Source organism: Curtobacterium sp. AG1037, assembly GCF_003349855.1.
GTDB classification, from domain to species: Bacteria; Actinomycetota; Actinomycetes; order Actinomycetales; family Microbacteriaceae; genus Curtobacterium; species Curtobacterium citreum.
The window spans coordinates 60,433-79,012 of record NZ_QQAO01000004.1 but is presented as its reverse complement, the minus strand read 5'-3'; the positions used below and the strand labels follow the sequence as shown (position 1 = coordinate 79,012).

The window sequence follows — 18,580 nt, the reverse complement described above, 5'->3', positions numbered from 1 at the left end:
GGCACCACCATGACCATCGCAGCATCGCCGACCACCTACGCCGCACCGGGCGAGGACGGAGCGCTCGTCGCCTTCCGCTCCCGGTACGACCACTACATCGGTGGCGAGTACGTCCCGCCGACGGGTGGGCAGTACTTCGAGAACCCGACCCCGGTCACCGGGAAGACCTTCACCGAGGTCGCGCGGGGCGACTCCACGGACGTCGACAAGGCCGTCGCCGCCGCGTGGAAGGCCTTCCCCGCCTGGGGCAGGACGAGCGTCACCGAGCGCGCGAACATCCTGAACCGCATCGCGGACCGGATGGAGCAGAACCTCGAGATGCTCGCCGTCGCCGAGACGTGGGAGAACGGCAAGCCGATCCGCGAGACGCTCGGCGCGGACATCCCGCTCGCGATCGACCACTTCCGCTACTTCGCCGGCGCGATCCGCGCGCAGGAGGGCTCGACGGGGGAGATCGACCACGACACCGTCGCGTACCACTTCCACGAGCCGCTCGGGGTGGTCGCGCAGATCATCCCGTGGAACTTCCCGATCCTGATGGCGGTGTGGAAGCTCGCACCGGCACTCGCCGCCGGCAACTGCGTCGTGCTGAAGCCCGCCGAGCAGACGCCCGCGTCGATCCACGTGCTCCTCGGTCTGATCGAGGACCTGCTGCCCGCCGGGGTGGTCAACGTCGTGAACGGCTTCGGGTTCGAGGTCGGGGCTCCACTCGCGCAGCATCCGGACGTCCGCAAGGTCGCCTTCACGGGCGAGACCACGACCGGGCGCCTGATCATGCAGTACGCGTCGCAGAACCTGATCCCGGTGACGCTCGAGCTCGGCGGCAAGAGCCCGAACGTGTTCTTCGCCGACGTCGCCCAGGAGAAGGACGCCTTCTACGACAAGGCGCTCGAGGGCTTCGCCTTCTTCAACCTCAACCAGGGCGAGGTCTGCACGTGCCCGTCGCGTGCCTTGGTCGCGAAGGAGATCTACGACGGGTTCGTGGCCGACGGTCTGGACCGGGTGCGCGCGGTCAAGCAGGGCCACCCGCTGGACGTGTCGACGATGATCGGTGCCCAGGCGTCGAACGACCAGCTCGAGAAGATCCTGAGCTACATCGACATCGGCAAGCAGGAAGGCGCGAAGCTCCTCACGGGCGGTGAGCGCGCGGATCTCGGTGGTGAGCTGAGCGGCGGGTACTACGTCACCCCGACGGTGTTCGAGGGCGACAACAGCATGCGCATCTTCCAGGAGGAGATCTTCGGACCGGTCCTCTCCCTCACGCGCTTCAGCGGGTACGACGACGCGATCCGGATCGCCAACGACACCCTGTACGGACTCGGCGCGGGTGTCTGGAGCCGCGAGGCGACGACGCTCTACCGGGCGGGCCGCGACATCCAGGCCGGACGTGTCTGGTCGAACACCTACCACCAGTACCCGGCCGGTGCGGCGTTCGGCGGCTACAAGCAGTCTGGTGTCGGCCGCGAGAACCACAAGATGATGCTCGACCACTACCAGCAGACGAAAAACCTGCTCGTCTCGTACGCCGAGGGACCGATGGGGTTCTTCTGATGACGCATCTTCACGGCGAGGGAGCAGCGCCGGGAGGGGGATCCTCCTGATGACGCACCCCGGGACCACCGCCCGCGTCGCCGTCACGCCGGAGGCGGCCGAGCTCCTCCGCGCGCTCACGGCCCGGCACGGCCCGCTGATGTTCCACCAGTCCGGCGGCTGCTGCGACGGCTCGAGCCCGATGTGCTACCCCGTCGGGATGTTCCGCACCGGTCCCGGCGACGTCCTGCTCGGCACGCTCGACGTCCCCGAGCTCGACCCCGTGGAGGTCACAGCGCCCATCGAGGTGTACATGTCCCGAGCGCAGTTCGAGTACTGGAAGTACACCCACCTCACGATCGACGTCGTCGACGGGCGGGGTAGCGGGTTCTCGGTCGAGGTCCCCGAGGGCAAGCGGTTCCTCACCCGCTCACGGATGCTGACCGACGCCGAGCTCGAGGACCTGGGCCTGGTCCCGGCGGTGCGGCCGACGTAGGCTGACGGCACCGACCGCGACGGCGCGGCGGAGACCTGCGAGGGGAGGCACCGTGCCCGCTCCCGCAGGGCTCCGCCCGCTCGTCGCCGAGTCCTGGCGTCGCTCGGCCCGGGTGGACCCGGACGGCCTGCCGACGCTCGCGCTCGACGACGCCCAGCTCGACGCCATCCGCGGCCAGGGACCGATCGGCACCGCGCTCCCCGTGGTCCGTCGGCTCCTGCTCGACGACGTCCGTGCCGCCGAGTGCGTCGTCGCGCTGACCGACGCCACCGGGTGCATCGTGTGGGTGGACGGCGCACGCGCGGCCCGGCGCGCCGCCGAGGACATGGGCTTCACGGCCGGTGCCGACTGGGCCGAGGAGCACGCCGGCACCAGCGCCCCCGGGACGGCGCTCCGCCTCGGCCGCGGCGTGCAGATCCGCTCCGAGGAGCACTACGCCACCGCCGTGAAGGCGTTCTCCTGCACGGCCGTCCCGCTGCACGCGGCGGACGGCTCGGTCGTCGGCGCCCTCGACATCACGGGCGACGACCGTGCGGTCGAACGCCACACGCTGCCGCTCCTCACGGCGACAGCCGCCGCGGCCGAGGCGGAGATCGCCCTCACCGCCCTCCGGAACGCCACGCGGGCGACCTCGACGACCGTCCCGCGCGCAGACCGAGCAGACCGAGCAGACCGAGGCCGCCGCGGTGCCGCCTCGGCCGAACTGACGCTGCTCGGTTCCGACACCGCCACCCTCCGGACCGGCGACCGCGCCGTCCGGCTGTCCGAGCGGCACTCCGAGGTGCTCGCCGTCCTGGCGTCCACGCCCGGCGGTCTCGCCGCAGCCGACCTCGCGGTCGCGGTCTACGGCGACCGCCGTGCGGTCCCCACGCTCCGGGCTGAGGTCGTGCGCCTCCGCCGCGTCCTCGCGGACCACGCGCCGGGCGCGCACCTGTCGTCGCGGCCGTACCGCCTGACCGGGATCCGCACCGACGTCGAGACAGTGCTGTCCGCGCTCGACCGCGGGGCGCGCCTCCAGGCCGTCGACGGGTACGCCGGACCGGTCCTGCCGGGGTCGGCGTCGCCGGGGGTCGACGACCTGCGGGACGCGGTCCGGTCCCGGTTCCGCGAGTCGGTGCTGACCGACGGTGGGATCGACGCGTTGCAGGCGTGGTCGCGGACCGCGGACGGCGCCGCGGATCCGCAGGTGCTCCGCGCCCTGCTCGGGGTGCTGCCGCGGCGGTCGCCGCGGCGGGCCGGTCTCGTCGCGGCGATCGAGGCGCTCGACCGTCGCTGACGGGGACCGGGACACCGGCCGGGAGGCGCGCCCCGCGTCGACCGCGCGGCCGACGGGGTGCGCCTCCCGCAGCGGGCGCGATCCGGGTCAGGACCCGGAGGTCGGTGCGGGCGTCGCCTGGTCGCCCTGCTCCGGGGCGCTGGGCGGGGTCGGTGCGTCGGTCGGGGCGTCCTTCGGCGCCTTCCCGTCCTTCCTGGGCGCGGGCGGGGTGGGTGCGTCCTTGCCGGGCGCGGGCGGGGTGGGCGCGTCCTTCGGTGCCTTCGCGTCCTTGCCCGGCGCGGGCGGGGTCGGGGCGTCCTTGCCCGGCGCGGGCAGGGCGACGCAACCCGGGGCCGCCGGAGCGTCCTTGCCGTCCTTGCCGGCGGCGTCCTTCCCGGGCGACGGCGCTCCCTCGGGCCCGTCCTTCGGCGCTCCGGACGGGGCGCCGGTCGGCGCCCCGCTGGGTGCGCCGGTGGGGGCGGTGACGGTCGGGCCGCTGCCGGCACCGTCGGCCATCGCCGCGGTGACGCCCACCCCACCGAGGACGAGCACCGCGGCCGCGGCGGTGCCGATGCCGATCGCGCGGAGCCGGCGGTGGCGGCGCGGGGCCCGGTCGGTCGTGGTCTCGTCGTGCAGTTCGTCGTTCATGGTGTCTCCGGTTCTCCGTGGCGGACCGGGGTGGTCCGCCGACGAGGACGACGGTCGAGCTCGAATCTGAAGCAGGACTGAAGCACAGGGGTTCTCCAGCTGGCTCCATGCTCCGTGCTCAACGACGGACCGTACGGTGTCCGCCGTGAACGCACCCGCACGCATCCTCGTGGTCGAGGACGACGACGCCCTCCGCACCGCCGTCGTCTCGACCCTGCGCGCCGAGGGACACCTCGTCGCCGCGGCCCCCGACGGCCGGACGATCCTCGACGACCTCGACCGAGCCGTCCCGGACCTCGTCCTGCTCGACTGGATGCTGCCCGGGCCGAGCGGCATCCTCCTCGCCGCACGCATCCGGGCCCGGTCGGACGCCGCCGTCGTGATGATGACCGCGCGCGACGAGCTCGACGACCGACTCCGCGGGTTCGCCGAGGGTGCCGACGACTACGTGGTGAAGCCCTTCGCGATGGCCGAGCTCGTGGCCCGGGTGACGGCCGTGCTCCGCCGCCGTGGTCGTGTGCCGACGGTGATCGAGGTCGGCGACCTGGTGATCGACCCCGAGGGTGCCACGGTCCGACGGGACGGGGTGCTGCTCGACCTCACCGCGACCGAGTTCCGGTTGCTCTGCTTCCTGGCCGAGAGCCGCGGGCGGACGGTGTCGAAGGGCCAGATCACGACCCAGGTCTGGGGCTACGACGCGGTCGCGGCGAACCTGGTCGAGGTGCACCTCAGCGCGCTCCGCCGGAAGATGGAGGCGCACGGCCCGCGCCTGGTGCACACGGTCCGCGGACTCGGGTACCGGCTCGCGGTGGACCGGGGCGCCGCGTGACCGGGCCGCTGCCCACGTCCCCGCTGCGGACCACCTCGCTGCGGCTGCGCACCGTCGTCGCGATCATCGCCCTGCTGGCCGTGCTGCTCACCGGACTCGTCGTCGCGGTCGAGGCCGTCCTCGGCGCCCGGCTCCGGGCCCAGGTCGAGGACCGCCTGCGTGACCGGGCCTCGGCGGCGGCGGCCCTCGTCGGGGTGCTCGACGCCGACGACCTGGCCGACCGGCTCTCCGCGCAGGGGCTCTCAGTCCGTATCGTGCAGCCCGACGGCGCGGCGGTCGAGGCAGGACCGACGCCCGAGCAGCTCCGCTCCGGCCCGCCCGATCCGGCCGGGCTGCCCGGCCCCGCCGGCAAGCGGGCCGCAGGGTCGGAAGGCACGACCTCGGGCTCGGCCACCAGCACCGGTACGAGCACGACGTCGGGCGCCCGGATCACCGCGTCCTCGGTGTCCGACGACGACGGCGTGCTGACCCTCCGGTCGACGCTGGACGACGGCACCCGGATCACGCTGACCGCTGGCACCCGCGACGTCCAGGAGACCCTCACGCAGCTCGGCTGGGTGATGGGCGGCGCCTCGGCAGCGTTCCTGGGCGTCGCGGTGGTCGGCGTCGTGCTCGTCGTGCGTCGATCGCTCCGACCACTCGACGAGATGACCGACACCGCGCGGTCGATCGCCGGTGGGGACCGCGGGCGGCGACTCCGACCGTCCCGGACCGACACCGAGATCGGCCGGGTCGCGGTCGCCTTCGACGAGATGCTCGACGCCGTCGAGGGTGCGGAGACACAGGCCCTCGCAGCCGAGGAGCGGGTCCGCTCGTTCCTGTCCGACGCCGCGCACGAGCTCCGGACCCCGGTCGCGGGGGTGCGCGCGGCGGCCGACACCCTCGTGCGCAGCGGGGACGACGACGCCGCCACCCGAGAGGTCCTCGCCGTGCACGTCGTCCGCCAGGCCGACCGGGCAGCGCGGCTCGTCGACGACATGCTCACGATGGCCCGGCTGGACCGGGGCATCGCGCTCGAACGCCGGACCACCGACCTGGTGCCGTGGGTCCGCGCAGAGGTGGAGCGGCTCCGGCTCCGGCTGCCCGCCGTCACCCTGGACCTCCGCGCGCCGGACGACCCGGTGCACGCCGAGGTCGACCCGGACCGGCTCGCGCAGGTGCTCGGCAACCTGGTCGACAACGCGGCCCGTGCCACCGGGGGATCCGGCACGATCACGGTCACCCTCGCCCGCGACGACGCCGTCGCGGTCCTCCGCGTCGAGGACGACGGACCGGGCGTCCCCGAGGCCGACCGCGAGCGGGTGTTCGACCGGCTCGTCCGGCTCGAGGCCGCACGCGACGTCCGCTCCGGCGGCGCCGGACTCGGGCTGCCGATCGCCCGCGGGATCGCCGTCGCGCACGGCGGGACACTCGCGCACGCGTCCGGGACGGGAGCGCTCGGCGGCGCGGTGTTCGAGCTGCGCCTTCCGGCGGTCGCCGTCGGGCCGACGACGGACCGGGCGGAGGGGCACGTGCTGCTAGCCTGAAGTCCTCGCGAGTGTGGTGGAACGGTAGACACGGGGCACTCAAAATGCTCTGCCTCACGGCGTGCGGGTTCGAGTCCCGCCACTCGTACAAGGACGGCTCACGGCGCGCGGGCTGCGCCGACCCGGGGGTCCCGCCACTCGTACAAGGACGGCTCACGGCGCGCGGGCTGCGCCGACCCGGGGGTCCCGCCACTCGTACGGACAGCCCGGCCCCGAAGGGCCGGGAGGGCCTGACGGACCGGTCTTGCTCCGTCTAGTAGGCTCTCCGACGTGAGTGACACAGAAGCAACCCCAGCAGCACCGCGTCGCGTCGTCGTCGCCGAGGACGAGTCGCTCATCCGTCTCGACATCGTCGAGATCCTCCGCGACAACGGGTTCGACGTGGTCGGCGAGGCCGGCGACGGCGAGACCGCCGTCCAGCTCGCGACCGACCTCCGCCCGGACCTCGTCGTCATGGACGTCAAGATGCCGCAGCTCGACGGCATCTCCGCGGCCGAGAAGCTCTCCAAGAACCACATCGCTCCGGTGGTCCTCCTCACGGCGTTCAGCCAGAAGGACCTCGTCGAGCGTGCGACCGAGGCCGGTGCCCTCGCCTACGTCGTGAAGCCCTTCACCCCGAACGACCTGCTGCCCGCGATCGAGATCGCCCTCTCACGCCACCAGCAGATCATCACGCTCGAGGCCGAGGTCGCCGACCTGGTCGAGCGCTTCGAGACCCGCAAGCTCGTCGACCGCGCCAAGGGACTGCTGAACGAGAAGATGGGCCTCACCGAGCCCGAGGCGTTCCGCTGGATCCAGAAGGCCTCGATGGACCGCCGCCTTACCATGCACGACGTCGCCAAGGCGATCATCGAGCAGCTCAGCGCCAAGAAGTAACGAGCACCCGCTCGCTCACGCGGGAGCGCCGCCGGACATCGTCCGGCGGCGCTCCTGCGTTCCCGGGCGGACGCCCGGCTCACAGTCGATGGAGCAGTCCCGGTCGAGTCGAGGCGCAGGACCCGACGAGGAGTGCTCCAACGACGCAACCCGACGCGCAGCACAGCGCAGCACTGCACCGGACCGGAGGCGCGTCCCGGCCCCGCCGCCGGGCCGACCACCTGGCAAGGTGGGGGCATGGACGACGTGGTGATCCGTGCCTCCCGGCTGGAGGACATGGCGGCGGTGGCCGACCTGCGGTGGCGGTGGAGCGTGGACGAGACCGGTCGGGCGCCGACGGCGACGCCCGGCGAGTACCGCGAGGCGACCGCGACGTTCGCGCGCGAGCACGCGGCGTCGCACCGGTGCGTCGTGGCGGAACGGGGTGGCGTCGTGCTCGGGATGGCGTGGCTGGCGCTGAACACCAGGCCGCCGGTGCCGCACCGGCCTCGCGGGCGAGTCGCCGCGGAGCTGCAGAGCGTCTACGTCCACCCGGACCTGCGCGGTGCGGGCGTCGCCGGCGCCCTCGTCGCCGCGCTGCTCGACCTCGCCGACGAGGCCGGAGCCGAGCGGGTCGTGGTCCACTCGAGCGCGATGGGGGAGCCGCTCTACCGGCGGCTCGGATTCGGTGACGCCCGGCTGCTGCTGCAGCGCCCGCCCGAGGACTGACCCGCCGGCGCCGGACGGGACTAGCGCCGCTCGCGGATCATGTTCGTGATGCGCACGGTCGAGCACCGACGGCCCTCGTCGTCGGTCAGGACGATCTCGTGCGTGGTCAGCGTGCCGCCGAGGTGGATCGCCGTGCAGGTGCCGGTGACGCGGCCGCTCGTGGCGCTCCGTGAGTGCGACGCGCTCAGCTCGATCCCCACGGCGTAGCGGCCGGGGCCGGCGTGCACGTTCGCGGCCATCGAACCGAGGCTCTCGGCGAGGACGACGTACGCGCCCCCGTGCAGGAGCCCGACGGGCTGGCGGTTGCCCTCGACCGGGATGGAACCGACGGCACGCTCGGCGGTCAGCTCGGTGATGACCATGCCCATCTTCTCGGCGAGTTCGCCCATGCCCCGGTCGGCCAGTCGGGGGTCCACCCCGGTGTCGGCGAGGGCTCCGGTGGTGGTCGCTTCGTCGGTCACGCGCGCAGGACTCCCGTGTCGGATGGCGTCGGTAGGCTGTCCGGGTGTCGGACTCCGCAAAGCCTACCCTCATGGTCATCGACGGCCACTCGCTCGCCTTCCGGGCCTTCTACGCGCTCCCGGTCGACAGCTTCGTGAACCGCGAGGGGCAGCACACGAACGCCATCCACGGCTTCATCTCGATGCTGCTCATGCTCCTCCAGCGCGAGAAGCCCACGCACCTCGCCGTCGCGTTCGACATCTCCCGCTTCTCGTTCCGCACGCGCGAGTACGAGGACTACAAGGGCACCCGCTCCGAGACCCCGGCCGAGTTCAAGGGCCAGATCCCGCTCCTGCAGCAGGCGCTCGAGGCGATGGGCATCACGACGGTCACGAAGGAGGACTACGAGGCCGACGACATCCTCGCCACCCTCGCCCGCCAGGGCTCGGAGCAGGGGTACCAGGTCTACGTCGTGTCCGGTGACCGCGACTCGATCCAGCTCGTGAACGACGACGTCACGCTGCTCTACCCGTCCGTCCGCGGGGTCTCCGAACTCACCCGCTACGACCGCGACAAAGTGTACGAGCGCTACGGCATCGAGCCGCACCAGTACCCGGACATCGCGGCACTCGTCGGCGAGACCAGCGACAACCTGATCGGCATCGACAAGGTCGGCGAGAAGACCGCCGTCAAGTGGATCACCGCGTACGGCTCGCTCGACGGCGTGCTCGAGCACGCGGACGAGATCAAGGGCGTCGTCGGCAACAACCTGCGCGAGCAGAAGGACCGGGCGATCCGGAACCGCAAGCTGAACCGGCTCGTGAACGACGTCGAGCTGCCGGTCGGCCCCGGCGACGTGGCGCTCCGACCGCTCGACGAGCAGGCGGTCCGTGACCTCTTCGCGAAGCTGCAGTTCCGCACGCTGCTCGACCGGGTGTTCAAGGTCGCCGGCACGGGCGAGCCGTCCGACGTCGCGGAGTCGGCGGGCTCCGTCGACAGCGGTGCACCGACCCCGCCGCCCGTCACGACCGTCATCGACGAGGAACTCGGGTACTGGCTCGACCGCAAGGCCGCGAACGACGCCGAGAACGGGTTCGGCGTCGCGGTCGAGGTCATCGACGGCCGACTGAGCGCCATCGGCATCGCGACGCACGACGACGCGGTGCTCGTCCCCGGCGGCAGCGGCACGAAGGACTACGAGCAGCTCGCGGCCTGGTTCGCCTCGGACGCGCCCAAGCACTTCCACGACGCCAAGGCCGCGATCAAGGCCCTCGCGACGGTCGGGTTCACGGTGCGGGGGATCGCGGGCGACGCGCGCTTGACCGGGTGGCTCGCCCAGCCGGGCAAGCAGGGCCAGCCGCTGTCCGACCTCGTGTACCAGGAGCTCGGCGAGGAACTGCCGACCGCCGACCCGAACCAGCTCGTCCCCGAGACCGACCCGGTGAACGTCGGCGTGCACGCCTGGTACGTCCTCCGTGTCGACACCGCTCTGCGCGCCCGCGTCGACGAGTCCTCGCTCCGCGTGCTCGACACCATCGAGCTGCCGCTCGTGCCGGTGCTCGCCGGTATGGAGACCACCGGCGTCGCGATCGACCGTCCCGTCCTCACCGGGCTGTCGCACGACCTGGGGGAGCGCGCCGCGGAGCTCGCGCAGCAGGCGTTCGCCGAGATCGGGCACGAGGTCAACCTCGGCTCGCCGAAGCAGCTGCAGGAGGTGCTCTTCACCGAGCTCGCGATGCCGAAGACGCGGAAGACCAAGACCGGCTTCTCGACCGACGCCGCGAGCCTCGCCGACCTGCAGGAGCAGCACCCGCACCCGTTCCTCGGGCTGCTGCTCCAGCACCGTGACGCGACGAAGCTCCGGCAGATCGTGGACACGCTCGACGCCGCGGTCGTCGACGGCCGCATCCACACGAGCTACGAGCAGACCGGCAGCAGCACCGGCCGGATCTCGTCGACCGACCCGAACCTGCAGAACATCCCCGTCAAGACCGCGGTCGGCCGCCGGGTCCGCTCGGCCTTCGCGGTCGCCGAGCCGTACACGACCCTGGTCACGGCCGACTACTCGCAGATCGAGATGCGGATCATGGCACACCTGTCCGGTGACCCCGGACTGATCCAGGCCTTCAACGAAGGCGAGGACCTGCACCGCTTCGTCGGTGCGCGGGTCTTCGGGGTCGAGCCGGCCGACGTCAGCGCCGAGATGCGCACGAAGGTCAAGGCGATGTCGTACGGCCTCGCGTACGGCCTGAGCCCGTTCGGCCTGTCGAAGCAGCTCCGCATCGACCAGTCCGAGGCGCGCACGCTCATGAACGAGTACTTCGCCCGCTTCGGCGCCGTGCGCGACTACCTGCGCGGGGTCGTGGAGCAGGCCCGCGAGGACGGCTACACCGAGACGATCTTCGGCCGCCGCCGGCCGTTCCCCGACCTGAAGAGCCCGAACCGGGTCCTCCGCGAGAACGCCGAGCGCGCCGCGCTGAACGCGCCGATCCAGGGGTCCGCGGCGGACATCATGAAGATCGCGATGCTCGGGGTCGACGCCGACCTGCGGGACGGCGGGCTCGAGTCGCATCTGCTGCTGCAGGTGCACGACGAGCTCATCCTCGAGGTCGCCCCCGGCGAGCAGGAGCGCGTCGAGGAGATCCTGCGCACCCGGATGGGCGGCGCAGCCGAGCTCAGCGTCCCCCTGGACGTCTCCGTCGGCGTCGGCCCGAACTGGGAGGCCGCGGCGCACTGACGCGGGTCGGGCGCGGCCCGTCGGGCCCGCCCTGCTCCGTCTGCCGCGGCGACGAGCGGACGGGAGGCACGGTGCCGGCTGGCACCGTGCCTCCCGTCCGTCCGTGGTGCTGCGCCGTCCGTGGTGAGTGTTCCTGCCCATCGCACGTGACCTGGGATGGTGAACCGCGCGGAGGAGGCCGAAAGGAACGGCACCCCTCGCGCGGATCGACCTGCCACGTGCGGAACGGCACCCCCTGCGCGGATCGGCGCCCGGCGTGTGACCGTGCCCTGAGTAGGGTCGGGGCATGACCGAAGACCGTCCCGTCCGTCAGCCCTCCGCCGTCGACCGGGTCGCCGAGGACTGGGTGACCACCCTCGTCGACCTCGACCCCACCGTCGCCACGTACATCGGCGTCCCCGGACGCACCGGGGCCTACGGCGACACCTCGCCCGCCGGCGCGGACGCCCTCGCGGACGCCGCCCGCGCCGCACGCCGTGCCCTCGACGCCGCCGACGCGACCGACGACGTCGACCGGGTGACGAAGACCGACCTGGGTGCCGAGCTCGACCTCGTCGTCGAGTCCCACGAGCGGAAGCTCCACCTACGCGACCTGAACGTCATCGCGAGCCCCGCGCAGGAGCTCCGGGACGTGCTCGACCTCATGCCGACCGCGACCACCGACGACTGGCAGGACGTCGCCGGGCGCCTGCACGCGCTGCCCGACGCCCTCGAGGGCTACCGCGAGACGCTGCTCCAGGGCACCCGCGAGCAGGTGACGCCCGCACGCCGCCAGGTCGCCCTCATCGCCGAGCAGGCAGCGCGCAACGGCGCCGAGGACGGCTTCTTCCGGCAGCTCGTCGACGGGGCCGCGCTCGAGGGCGGGGAGCCCCTGCCCGAGGCGCTCCGCACCGAGCTCAGCCGCGGTGCCGAGGTCGCGGCCGCCGCCTACCGGTCGCTCGGCGGGTTCCTCGAGCACGAGCTCCTGCCGCTCGCCACCCCGGTGGACGCGGTCGGACGCGAGGACTACGCGCTGCACTCCCGTCGGTTCCTCGGCGCGGTCGTGGACCTCGACGAGACGTACGAGTGGGGGATCGAGGAGCTCGCCCGCATGCGCGACGAGCAGGAGCGCATCGCCGACCGCATCGAGTCCGGCGCCTCGGTCGCGCGGGCCATCGAGGTGCTCGACGCCGACCCGGCCCGGATCCTGCACGGCACGGACGCCCTGCAGCGCTGGATGCAGGAGACGAGCGACGCGTCGATCGCCGCGATGGACGGGAAGTACTTCGACATCGCCGACCCGATCAAGCGCCTGGAGTGCCGGATCGCCCCCACGCAGGAGGGCGGCATCTACTACACCGGCCCCTCCGACGACTTCTCGCGGGCCGGCCGCATGTGGTGGTCCGTCCCGCAGGGCGTCACCGAGTTCGGGACCTGGCGCGAGAAGACCACGGTCTACCACGAGGGCGTCCCCGGCCACCACCTGCAGATCAGTCAGGCCGTCTACAACCGCGGCGAGCTGAACACCTGGCGCCGGCAGCTCGCCGGTCCGTCCGGGCACGTCGAGGGCTGGGCGCTGTACGCCGAGCGCCTGATGGAGCAGCTCGGCTTCCTCGACGACGACGGCGACCGCCTCGGCATGCTCGACGGCCAGCGGATGCGCGCGGCCCGTGTCGTGCTCGACATCGGCGTGCACCTGCAGAAGACGAACCCCGACGGCGGGGGCTGGACCTGGGAGTACGCGCTCGACTTCATGGGGCAGAACGTCAACATGGCGCCCGAGTTCGTGCAGTTCGAGGTCGCGCGCTACTTCGGCTGGCCCGGGCAGGCCCCGTCGTACAAGGTGGGCCAGCGCGTCTGGGAGTCGATCCGCGACGAGCTCGCGGCGCGCGAGGGTGCCGCGTTCGACCTGAAGGCCTTCCACCACCGCGCGCTCGCGCTCGGTGGTGTCGGCCTGGACACGCTGCGGACCGCGCTGCTCGGCTGACGCCGGTGGCGGACGGACTGGAGGATCGTGGCGGCGCCGCCACGATCCTCCAGTCCGCCCCTCGGCCGGTCCGAGCGACGACACGCCCGGTTGTGGGGCCCCGCGACCAGTGGTTAGACTTGGGCGGCGCAATCCGCGCCAACCAATCACTGCCATGACGGCTCGTACCGACGATCGGTGCGGACCAGGGGGTCGCTCCCTCGCCGTCACGGCCCGACTCATGTCCGTTCGGAGCAATCTCTACATGACAACCACCACGACCAAGGCTCCCAAGCAGGTCGCCATCAACGACATCGGCTCGGCTGATGACTTCCTGGCCGAGGTCGAGAAGACCCTCAAGTTCTTCAACGACGGCGATCTGATCTCCGGAACCGTCGTGAAGATCGACCGCGACGAGGTCCTCCTCGACGTCGGCTACAAGACCGAGGGTGTCATCCCCTCGCGCGAACTCTCGATCAAGCACGACGTCGACCCCAACGAGGTCGTCGAGGTCGGCGACGAGGTCGAGGCCCTGGTCCTCCAGAAGGAGGACAAGGAAGGTCGCCTGATCCTGTCGAAGAAGCGTGCGCAGTACGAGCGTGCGTGGGGCGACGTCGAGAAGATCAAGGAGTCCGACGGCGTCGTGACCGGCACGGTCATCGAGGTCGTCAAGGGCGGCCTGATCGTCGACATCGGTCTCCGCGGCTTCCTCCCCGCCTCGCTCATCGAGCTGCGTCGCGTCCGCGACCTGACCCCGTACCTGGGCCAGGAGCTCGAGGCGAAGATCCTCGAGCTCGACAAGAACCGCAACAACGTCGTGCTCTCGCGCCGCGCCCTGCTCGAGCAGACGCAGTCCGAGTCGCGCACCACGTTCCTCAACAACCTCCACAAGGGCCAGGTCCGCAAGGGCATCGTGTCGTCGATCGTCAACTTCGGTGCGTTCGTCGACCTGGGCGGCGTCGACGGTCTCGTCCACGTCTCCGAGCTCTCCTGGAAGCACATCGAGCACGCCAGCGAGGTCGTCGAGGTCGGTCAGGAAGTCACCGTCGAGATCCTCGAGGTGGACCTGGACCGCGAGCGCGTGTCGCTCTCGCTCAAGGCCACGCAGGAGGACCCGTGGCAGGTCTTCGCCCGCACCCACGCGATCGGTCAGATCGCGCCGGGCAAGGTCACGAAGCTCGTGCCGTTCGGTGCTTTCGTCCGTGTCGCGGACGGCATCGAGGGCCTCGTCCACATCTCGGAGCTCTCGAACAAGCACGTCGAGCTCGCCGAGCAGGTCGTCTCCGTCGGTGACGAGGTCTTCGTCAAGATCATCGACATCGACCTCGACCGTCGCCGCATCTCGCTCAGCCTCAAGCAGGCGAACGAGGGCGTGGACCCGGAGGGCACCGAGTTCGACCCGGCGCTCTACGGCATGCCGACCGAGTACGACGACCAGGGCAACTACAAGTACCCGGACGGCTTCGACCCGGAGACGAACGAGTGGCTCGAGGGCTACGACGCCCAGCGCACCGAGTGGGAGGGCCAGTACGCGGCCGCCCAGTCGCGCTGGGAGGCCCACAAGGCGCAGGTCGCGAAGACCATCGCCGACGAGGCGCAGGGCAACTTCGACCTGCCGGCCAGCGCGTCGACCTCGTCGTCCTTCACGAGCGAGTCGAACGGTCAGGGCACCCTGGCCGACGACGCCTCGCTCGCGGCGCTCCGCGAGAAGCTCAGCTCGAGCAACTGATCGAGCGGGTCACACCGTCCCGGAAGCCCGGCACCCCCACGGGGGTGCCGGGCTTCCGGCGTTCCGGGCTTCCGGCGTTCCGGGGCCGCGCGTCGCTAGCCTGGTCGGGTGCGCATCATCGGTCTCACGGGCGGCATCGCCGCGGGCAAGTCCACCGTCTCCCGTCGATGGGCGGAGCACGGCGCCGTCGTGGTCGATGCGGACCGCCTGGCGCGGGACGCGGTGGCTCCGGGGAGCCCGGGGCTGGCGCAGGTCGCCGAACGGTTCGGCCCCGGCGTGATCGCCGCGGACGGGTCGCTCGACCGCCCGGCACTCGGGGCCGTGGTGTTCGCCGACCCGGTGGCACGGCGGGACCTCGAGGCGATCACCCACCCGGAGGTCTGGCGCCTCGCGCAGCGGGCGTTCGACGCGGCCGAGGCGGCGGACCCGGACACAGTGGTGGTGTACGACGTGCCGCTCCTCGCCGAGGCGCGGGGGAGGCGCCCGCTGCGGTTCGACGCCGTGGTCGTCGTGGACGCGCCCGCTGCACAGCGCATCGAGCGGCTCGTGGCTCACCGGGGGATGGCCAGGGACGAGGCCGAGCGACGGGTGGCGTCGCAGGCCAGCGATGCGGAGCGCCTGGCCCTGGCCGACCACGTCGTCGACGCCACGGGGACGCTCGAGGCGACGATCCGGTCCGCCGACGCGGTCTGGGAGCAGCTCACCCACTGACCGCTCGCGTCCGCGCCGGTCTCGCTCGGTTCCGCCCGTGGCGAGCAGCGCGGTCGGTGTCAGCGGTCCCTACTACCGTAGACGCCATGGCAGTGTCGATCGAGCCCACCCGGGCGATCCGTCCGTTCGAGGTCATCAGCGAGTACTCGCCGAGCGGTGACCAGCCCGCCGCGATCGCGGAGCTCGCCGGACGCATCAACGCCGGTGAGACCGACGTCGTGCTGCTCGGCGCGACGGGTACCGGCAAGTCGGCGACGACCGCCTGGCTCATCGAGCAGGTGCAGCGGCCGACGCTCGTGCTCGCGCACAACAAGACCCTCGCCGCCCAGCTCGCGAACGAGTTCCGCGGGCTGCTGCCGAACAACGCCGTCGAGTACTTCGTCTCGTACTACGACTACTACCAGCCCGAGGCCTACGTCCCGCAGACGGACACCTTCATCGAGAAGGACTCCTCCGTCAACGCCGAGGTCGAGCGGCTCCGGCACTCCACCACGAACTCGCTCCTCAGCCGCCGTGACGTCGTGGTCGTCTCCACCGTCTCGTGCATCTACGGCCTCGGCACGCCGGAGCAGTACATGAACGCCTCGGTCGCGCTGCACGTGGGACAGACCATCTCGCGCGACCAGCTCGTCCGGAAGTTCGTCGGGATGCAGTACCAGCGGAACGACGTGGACTTCGCGCGTGGCACCTTCCGCGTGCGCGGGGACACGATCGAGATCATCCCGATGTACGAAGAGCACGCGATCCGCATCGAGATGTTCGGGGACGAGGTCGAGGCGCTGTCGTCCCTGCACCCGCTCACCGGCAGCGTGATCGACGACCTGCCCGCCGTGTCGATCTTCCCGGCGTCCCACTACGTCGCGGACACCGACGTCATGCACCGCGCGATCGAGCGGATCAAGGACGAACTGGCCGAGCGGCTTGCCGAGCTCGAGGGACAGGGCAAGCTGCTCGAGGCCCAGCGTCTGCGGATGCGCACGACGTTCGACATCGAGATGATGGAGCAGATCGGCTTCTGCTCGGGCATCGAGAACTACTCGCGGCACATGGACGGTCGTGACGCCGGCGAAGCCCCCCACTGCCTGCTCGACTACTTCCCGGACGACTTCCTCATCGTCATCGACGAGTCGCACGTCACCGTGCCGCAGATCGGCGCGATGTACGAGGGCGACGCCTCGCGCAAGCGGACGCTCGTCGAGCACGGCTTCCGCCTGCCGAGCGCGCTGGACAACCGTCCGCTGACGTTCGAGGAGTTCCTCGACCGCGTCGGGCAGAAGGTCTACCTGTCGGCCACCCCGGGCAAGTACGAGCTCGGCATCACCGACAGCGTCGTCGAGCAGATCATCCGCCCGACCGGCCTCGTCGACCCGGAGATCGTCGTGAAGCCGAGCGACGGGCAGATCGACGACCTGCTCGAGGAGATCAAGCAGCGCGTCGAGAAGGACGAGCGGGTGCTCGTCACGACGCTCACCAAGCGCATGGCCGAGGAGCTCACCGACTTCCTCGGGAACGCCGGCGTCCGGGTGCGGTACCTGCACTCCGACGTCGACACCCTCAAGCGCGTCGAGCTGCTCACCGAGCTGCGCCAGGGCGTGTACGACGTCCTCGTCGGCATCAACCTGCTGCGTGAGGGCCTCGACCTGCCCGAGGTCTCGCTCGTCGCGATCCTGGACGCCGACAAGGAAGGCTTCCTCCGCTCGTCGACCTCGCTCATCCAGACCATCGGCCGCGCGGCACGCAACGTCTCGGGCCAGGTGCTCATGTACGCCGACAAGATGACCGACTCCATGCAGCAGGCCATCGAGGAGACCGACCGTCGCCGCGAGAAGCAGGTTGCGTACAACCTCGAGCACGGCATCGACCCGCAGCCGCTCCGCAAGAAGATCGCCGACATCACCGAGATCCTGGCGCGCGAGAACGACGACACCAAGGCGCTGCTCGAGGGACGTCCGGCGGCCGACGGCCGGAAGTCGCCGACGCCGAACCTCAAGCGCGAGGGCATCGCGGGCGAGGGTGCGACCCAGCTCGAGGCGACGATCGCCGACCTCAACGATCAGATGCTGCAGGCCGCCGCCGAGCTGAAGTTCGAGCTCGCCGCGCGGCTCCGCGACGAGGTCCAGGACCTCAAGAAGGCGCTCCGGCAGATGGAGTCCGCCGGCCATGTCCGCTGAGGTCGTGTCCGCTGACGCCGTGGCCGACCGGGCTCCGAGCCGGCGCACGGTCGTCGTCACGGGCGCCAGCGCCGGGCTCGGGTACCACGCGGCGGAGCAGCTCGCGGCGAAGGGGCACCGGGTCGTCCTGGCGGTGCGGAACCCGGAGCGCGGCGCTGCTGCCGAGCGGAGCATCCGACGGCACGTCGACGGCGCCGACCTCGCGATCCTGCACCTCGACCTCGCCGACCTGACGAGCGTCCGTGCGGCGGCCGAGCGGCTCGCTGACCTCGGGCCGGTGCACGCGCTGCTGAACAACGCGGGGGTCGTCGGGTCGGCCGAGCGGCAGGAGACCGCGCAGGGGTTCGAGCTGCAGGTCGGCACGAACCACCTCGGGCACTTCGCCTGGACCGCCCTGACCCTGCCGCTGCTCGACCAGCACGCCGGTCGGGTCGTGCACCTCGGGTCGATCGCGCACCGTTTCGCGACCCTCGACCCCCGGAACCCGCTCGCGACCGGCCGGTACGAGGGACACCGGCAGTACGCCCGGAGCAAGCTCGCGGTGATGCTGTTCGGTTTCGAGCTGGCCCAGCGGCTCGCCGACGCCGGGTCCTCCGTGGCGAGCGTGGTGGCCCACCCCGGGCTCGCGCTCGACGCCGCCGCCCCGCCACGGCCCGACGTTGCGCCGACCCGTTCGGAGCCGGCTTGGATGCGGGCGGGCTCCGGCTGGGTCGCCCAGGGCAAGGACGCCGGGGCGTGGCCGCTCGTGCACGCCGCCGTCGGCGACGGGGTCCGCTCGGGGGAGTACTGGGGCCCCGGCGGCCCGCTGCAGTTCGCCGGCGCACCGGCCGTCGTGCCCGCTCGGATCCGGGCGCACGACCGCACCGCCGCAGCACGGCTGTGGACCGCGAGCGAGCGGGCCACGGGTGTCGCGTTCGCTCTCGACGCACTCGTCTGATCCGATCCGGACCGCCACGCCCGGACGGATGTCGGTGCGGC

15 protein-coding genes and 1 tRNA gene are annotated in these 18,580 nt (G+C 71.9%); 14 read left to right on the top strand and 2 right to left on the bottom strand.

What is annotated here, in order from left to right; genetic code table 11:
• The first annotated feature begins 9 nt into the window (after window positions 1-9).
• Genes DEU32_RS07195 through DEU32_RS07185 form a run of 3 tightly spaced genes read left to right on the top strand, consistent with a single transcriptional unit; the run spans window position 10 to window position 3,302 of the window.
• Complete coding sequence (locus DEU32_RS07195) at window positions 10-1,551, top strand: aldehyde dehydrogenase family protein (protein WP_114849945.1); 1,542 nt, start codon at window positions 10-12, stop codon at window positions 1,549-1,551.
• Between the two features lie 49 nt (window positions 1,552-1,600).
• On the top strand, window positions 1,601-2,026 hold the full coding sequence (locus tag DEU32_RS07190) for a DUF779 domain-containing protein (RefSeq protein WP_114849944.1): 426 nt from the start codon (window positions 1,601-1,603) through the stop codon (window positions 2,024-2,026).
• Window positions 2,027-2,078: 52 nt separating this feature from the next.
• The gene (locus DEU32_RS07185; RefSeq protein WP_114849943.1) at window positions 2,079-3,302 is read left to right on the top strand and encodes a GAF domain-containing protein; all 1,224 of its coding nucleotides are present in this window, start codon (window positions 2,079-2,081) and stop codon (window positions 3,300-3,302) included.
• 87 nt (window positions 3,303-3,389) lie between these two features.
• Here the strand turns inward: DEU32_RS07185 and DEU32_RS07180 are convergent, their stop codons facing one another.
• Entirely contained in the window at window positions 3,390-3,929 is a 540-nt protein-coding gene (locus DEU32_RS07180; RefSeq protein WP_114849942.1) for a hypothetical protein, read from the bottom strand.
• Between the two features lie 145 nt (window positions 3,930-4,074).
• Here DEU32_RS07180 and DEU32_RS07175 point away from each other — a divergent pair, with 145 nt between their 5' ends.
• From DEU32_RS07175 to DEU32_RS07155, 5 genes are all read left to right on the top strand, one after another.
• Window positions 4,075-4,758, top strand: a complete 684-nt coding sequence (locus DEU32_RS07175) for a response regulator transcription factor (RefSeq protein WP_175325191.1) — start codon at window positions 4,075-4,077, stop codon at window positions 4,756-4,758.
• Window positions 4,755-6,284: a HAMP domain-containing sensor histidine kinase gene (locus DEU32_RS07170; protein WP_258554805.1), complete on the top strand. Its 1,530-nt coding sequence runs from the start codon at window positions 4,755-4,757 to the stop codon at window positions 6,282-6,284. Before DEU32_RS07175 ends, DEU32_RS07170 begins: the two co-directional genes overlap by 4 nt.
• Before the next feature lie 7 nt (window positions 6,285-6,291).
• Window positions 6,292-6,372: transfer RNA gene (locus DEU32_RS07165), tRNA-Leu, on the top strand.
• A gap of 182 nt (window positions 6,373-6,554) precedes the next feature.
• On the top strand, window positions 6,555-7,160 hold the full coding sequence (locus DEU32_RS07160) for an ANTAR domain-containing response regulator (RefSeq protein WP_022903868.1): 606 nt from the start codon (window positions 6,555-6,557) through the stop codon (window positions 7,158-7,160).
• Between the two features lie 237 nt (window positions 7,161-7,397).
• On the top strand, window positions 7,398-7,868 hold the full coding sequence (locus DEU32_RS07155; RefSeq protein ID WP_114849940.1) for a GNAT family N-acetyltransferase: 471 nt from the start codon (window positions 7,398-7,400) through the stop codon (window positions 7,866-7,868).
• A 20-nt stretch (window positions 7,869-7,888) separates the two neighbouring features.
• Here DEU32_RS07155 and DEU32_RS07150 read toward each other — a convergent pair whose 3' ends face one another.
• Window positions 7,889-8,257: a PaaI family thioesterase gene (locus DEU32_RS07150; RefSeq protein WP_058743365.1), complete on the bottom strand. Its 369-nt coding sequence runs from the start codon at window positions 8,255-8,257 to the stop codon at window positions 7,889-7,891.
• A 116-nt stretch (window positions 8,258-8,373) separates the two neighbouring features.
• Here DEU32_RS07150 and polA point away from each other — a divergent pair, with 116 nt between their 5' ends.
• From polA to DEU32_RS07120, 6 genes are all read left to right on the top strand, one after another.
• On the top strand, window positions 8,374-11,046 hold the full coding sequence (gene polA / locus DEU32_RS07145; RefSeq protein WP_114849939.1) for a DNA polymerase I: 2,673 nt from the start codon (window positions 8,374-8,376) through the stop codon (window positions 11,044-11,046).
• Window positions 11,047-11,332: 286 nt separating this feature from the next.
• Window positions 11,333-13,012, top strand: a complete 1,680-nt coding sequence (locus tag DEU32_RS07140) for a DUF885 domain-containing protein (protein ID WP_114849938.1) — start codon at window positions 11,333-11,335, stop codon at window positions 13,010-13,012.
• 244 nt (window positions 13,013-13,256) lie between these two features.
• Entirely contained in the window at window positions 13,257-14,720 is a 1,464-nt protein-coding gene (rpsA, locus tag DEU32_RS07135) for a 30S ribosomal protein S1 (RefSeq protein ID WP_058742916.1), read from the top strand.
• A gap of 108 nt (window positions 14,721-14,828) precedes the next feature.
• Window positions 14,829-15,431, top strand: a complete 603-nt coding sequence (gene coaE / locus DEU32_RS07130) for a dephospho-CoA kinase (RefSeq protein ID WP_114849937.1) — start codon at window positions 14,829-14,831, stop codon at window positions 15,429-15,431.
• Window positions 15,432-15,517: 86 nt separating this feature from the next.
• The gene (gene uvrB / locus DEU32_RS07125; protein ID WP_180225335.1) at window positions 15,518-17,602 is read left to right on the top strand and encodes an excinuclease ABC subunit UvrB; all 2,085 of its coding nucleotides are present in this window, start codon (window positions 15,518-15,520) and stop codon (window positions 17,600-17,602) included.
• Window positions 17,592-18,539: an SDR family NAD(P)-dependent oxidoreductase gene (locus DEU32_RS07120; RefSeq protein ID WP_114849936.1), complete on the top strand. Its 948-nt coding sequence runs from the start codon at window positions 17,592-17,594 to the stop codon at window positions 18,537-18,539. Before uvrB ends, DEU32_RS07120 begins: the two co-directional genes overlap by 11 nt.
• The last annotated feature ends 41 nt before the right edge of the window (window positions 18,540-18,580 follow it).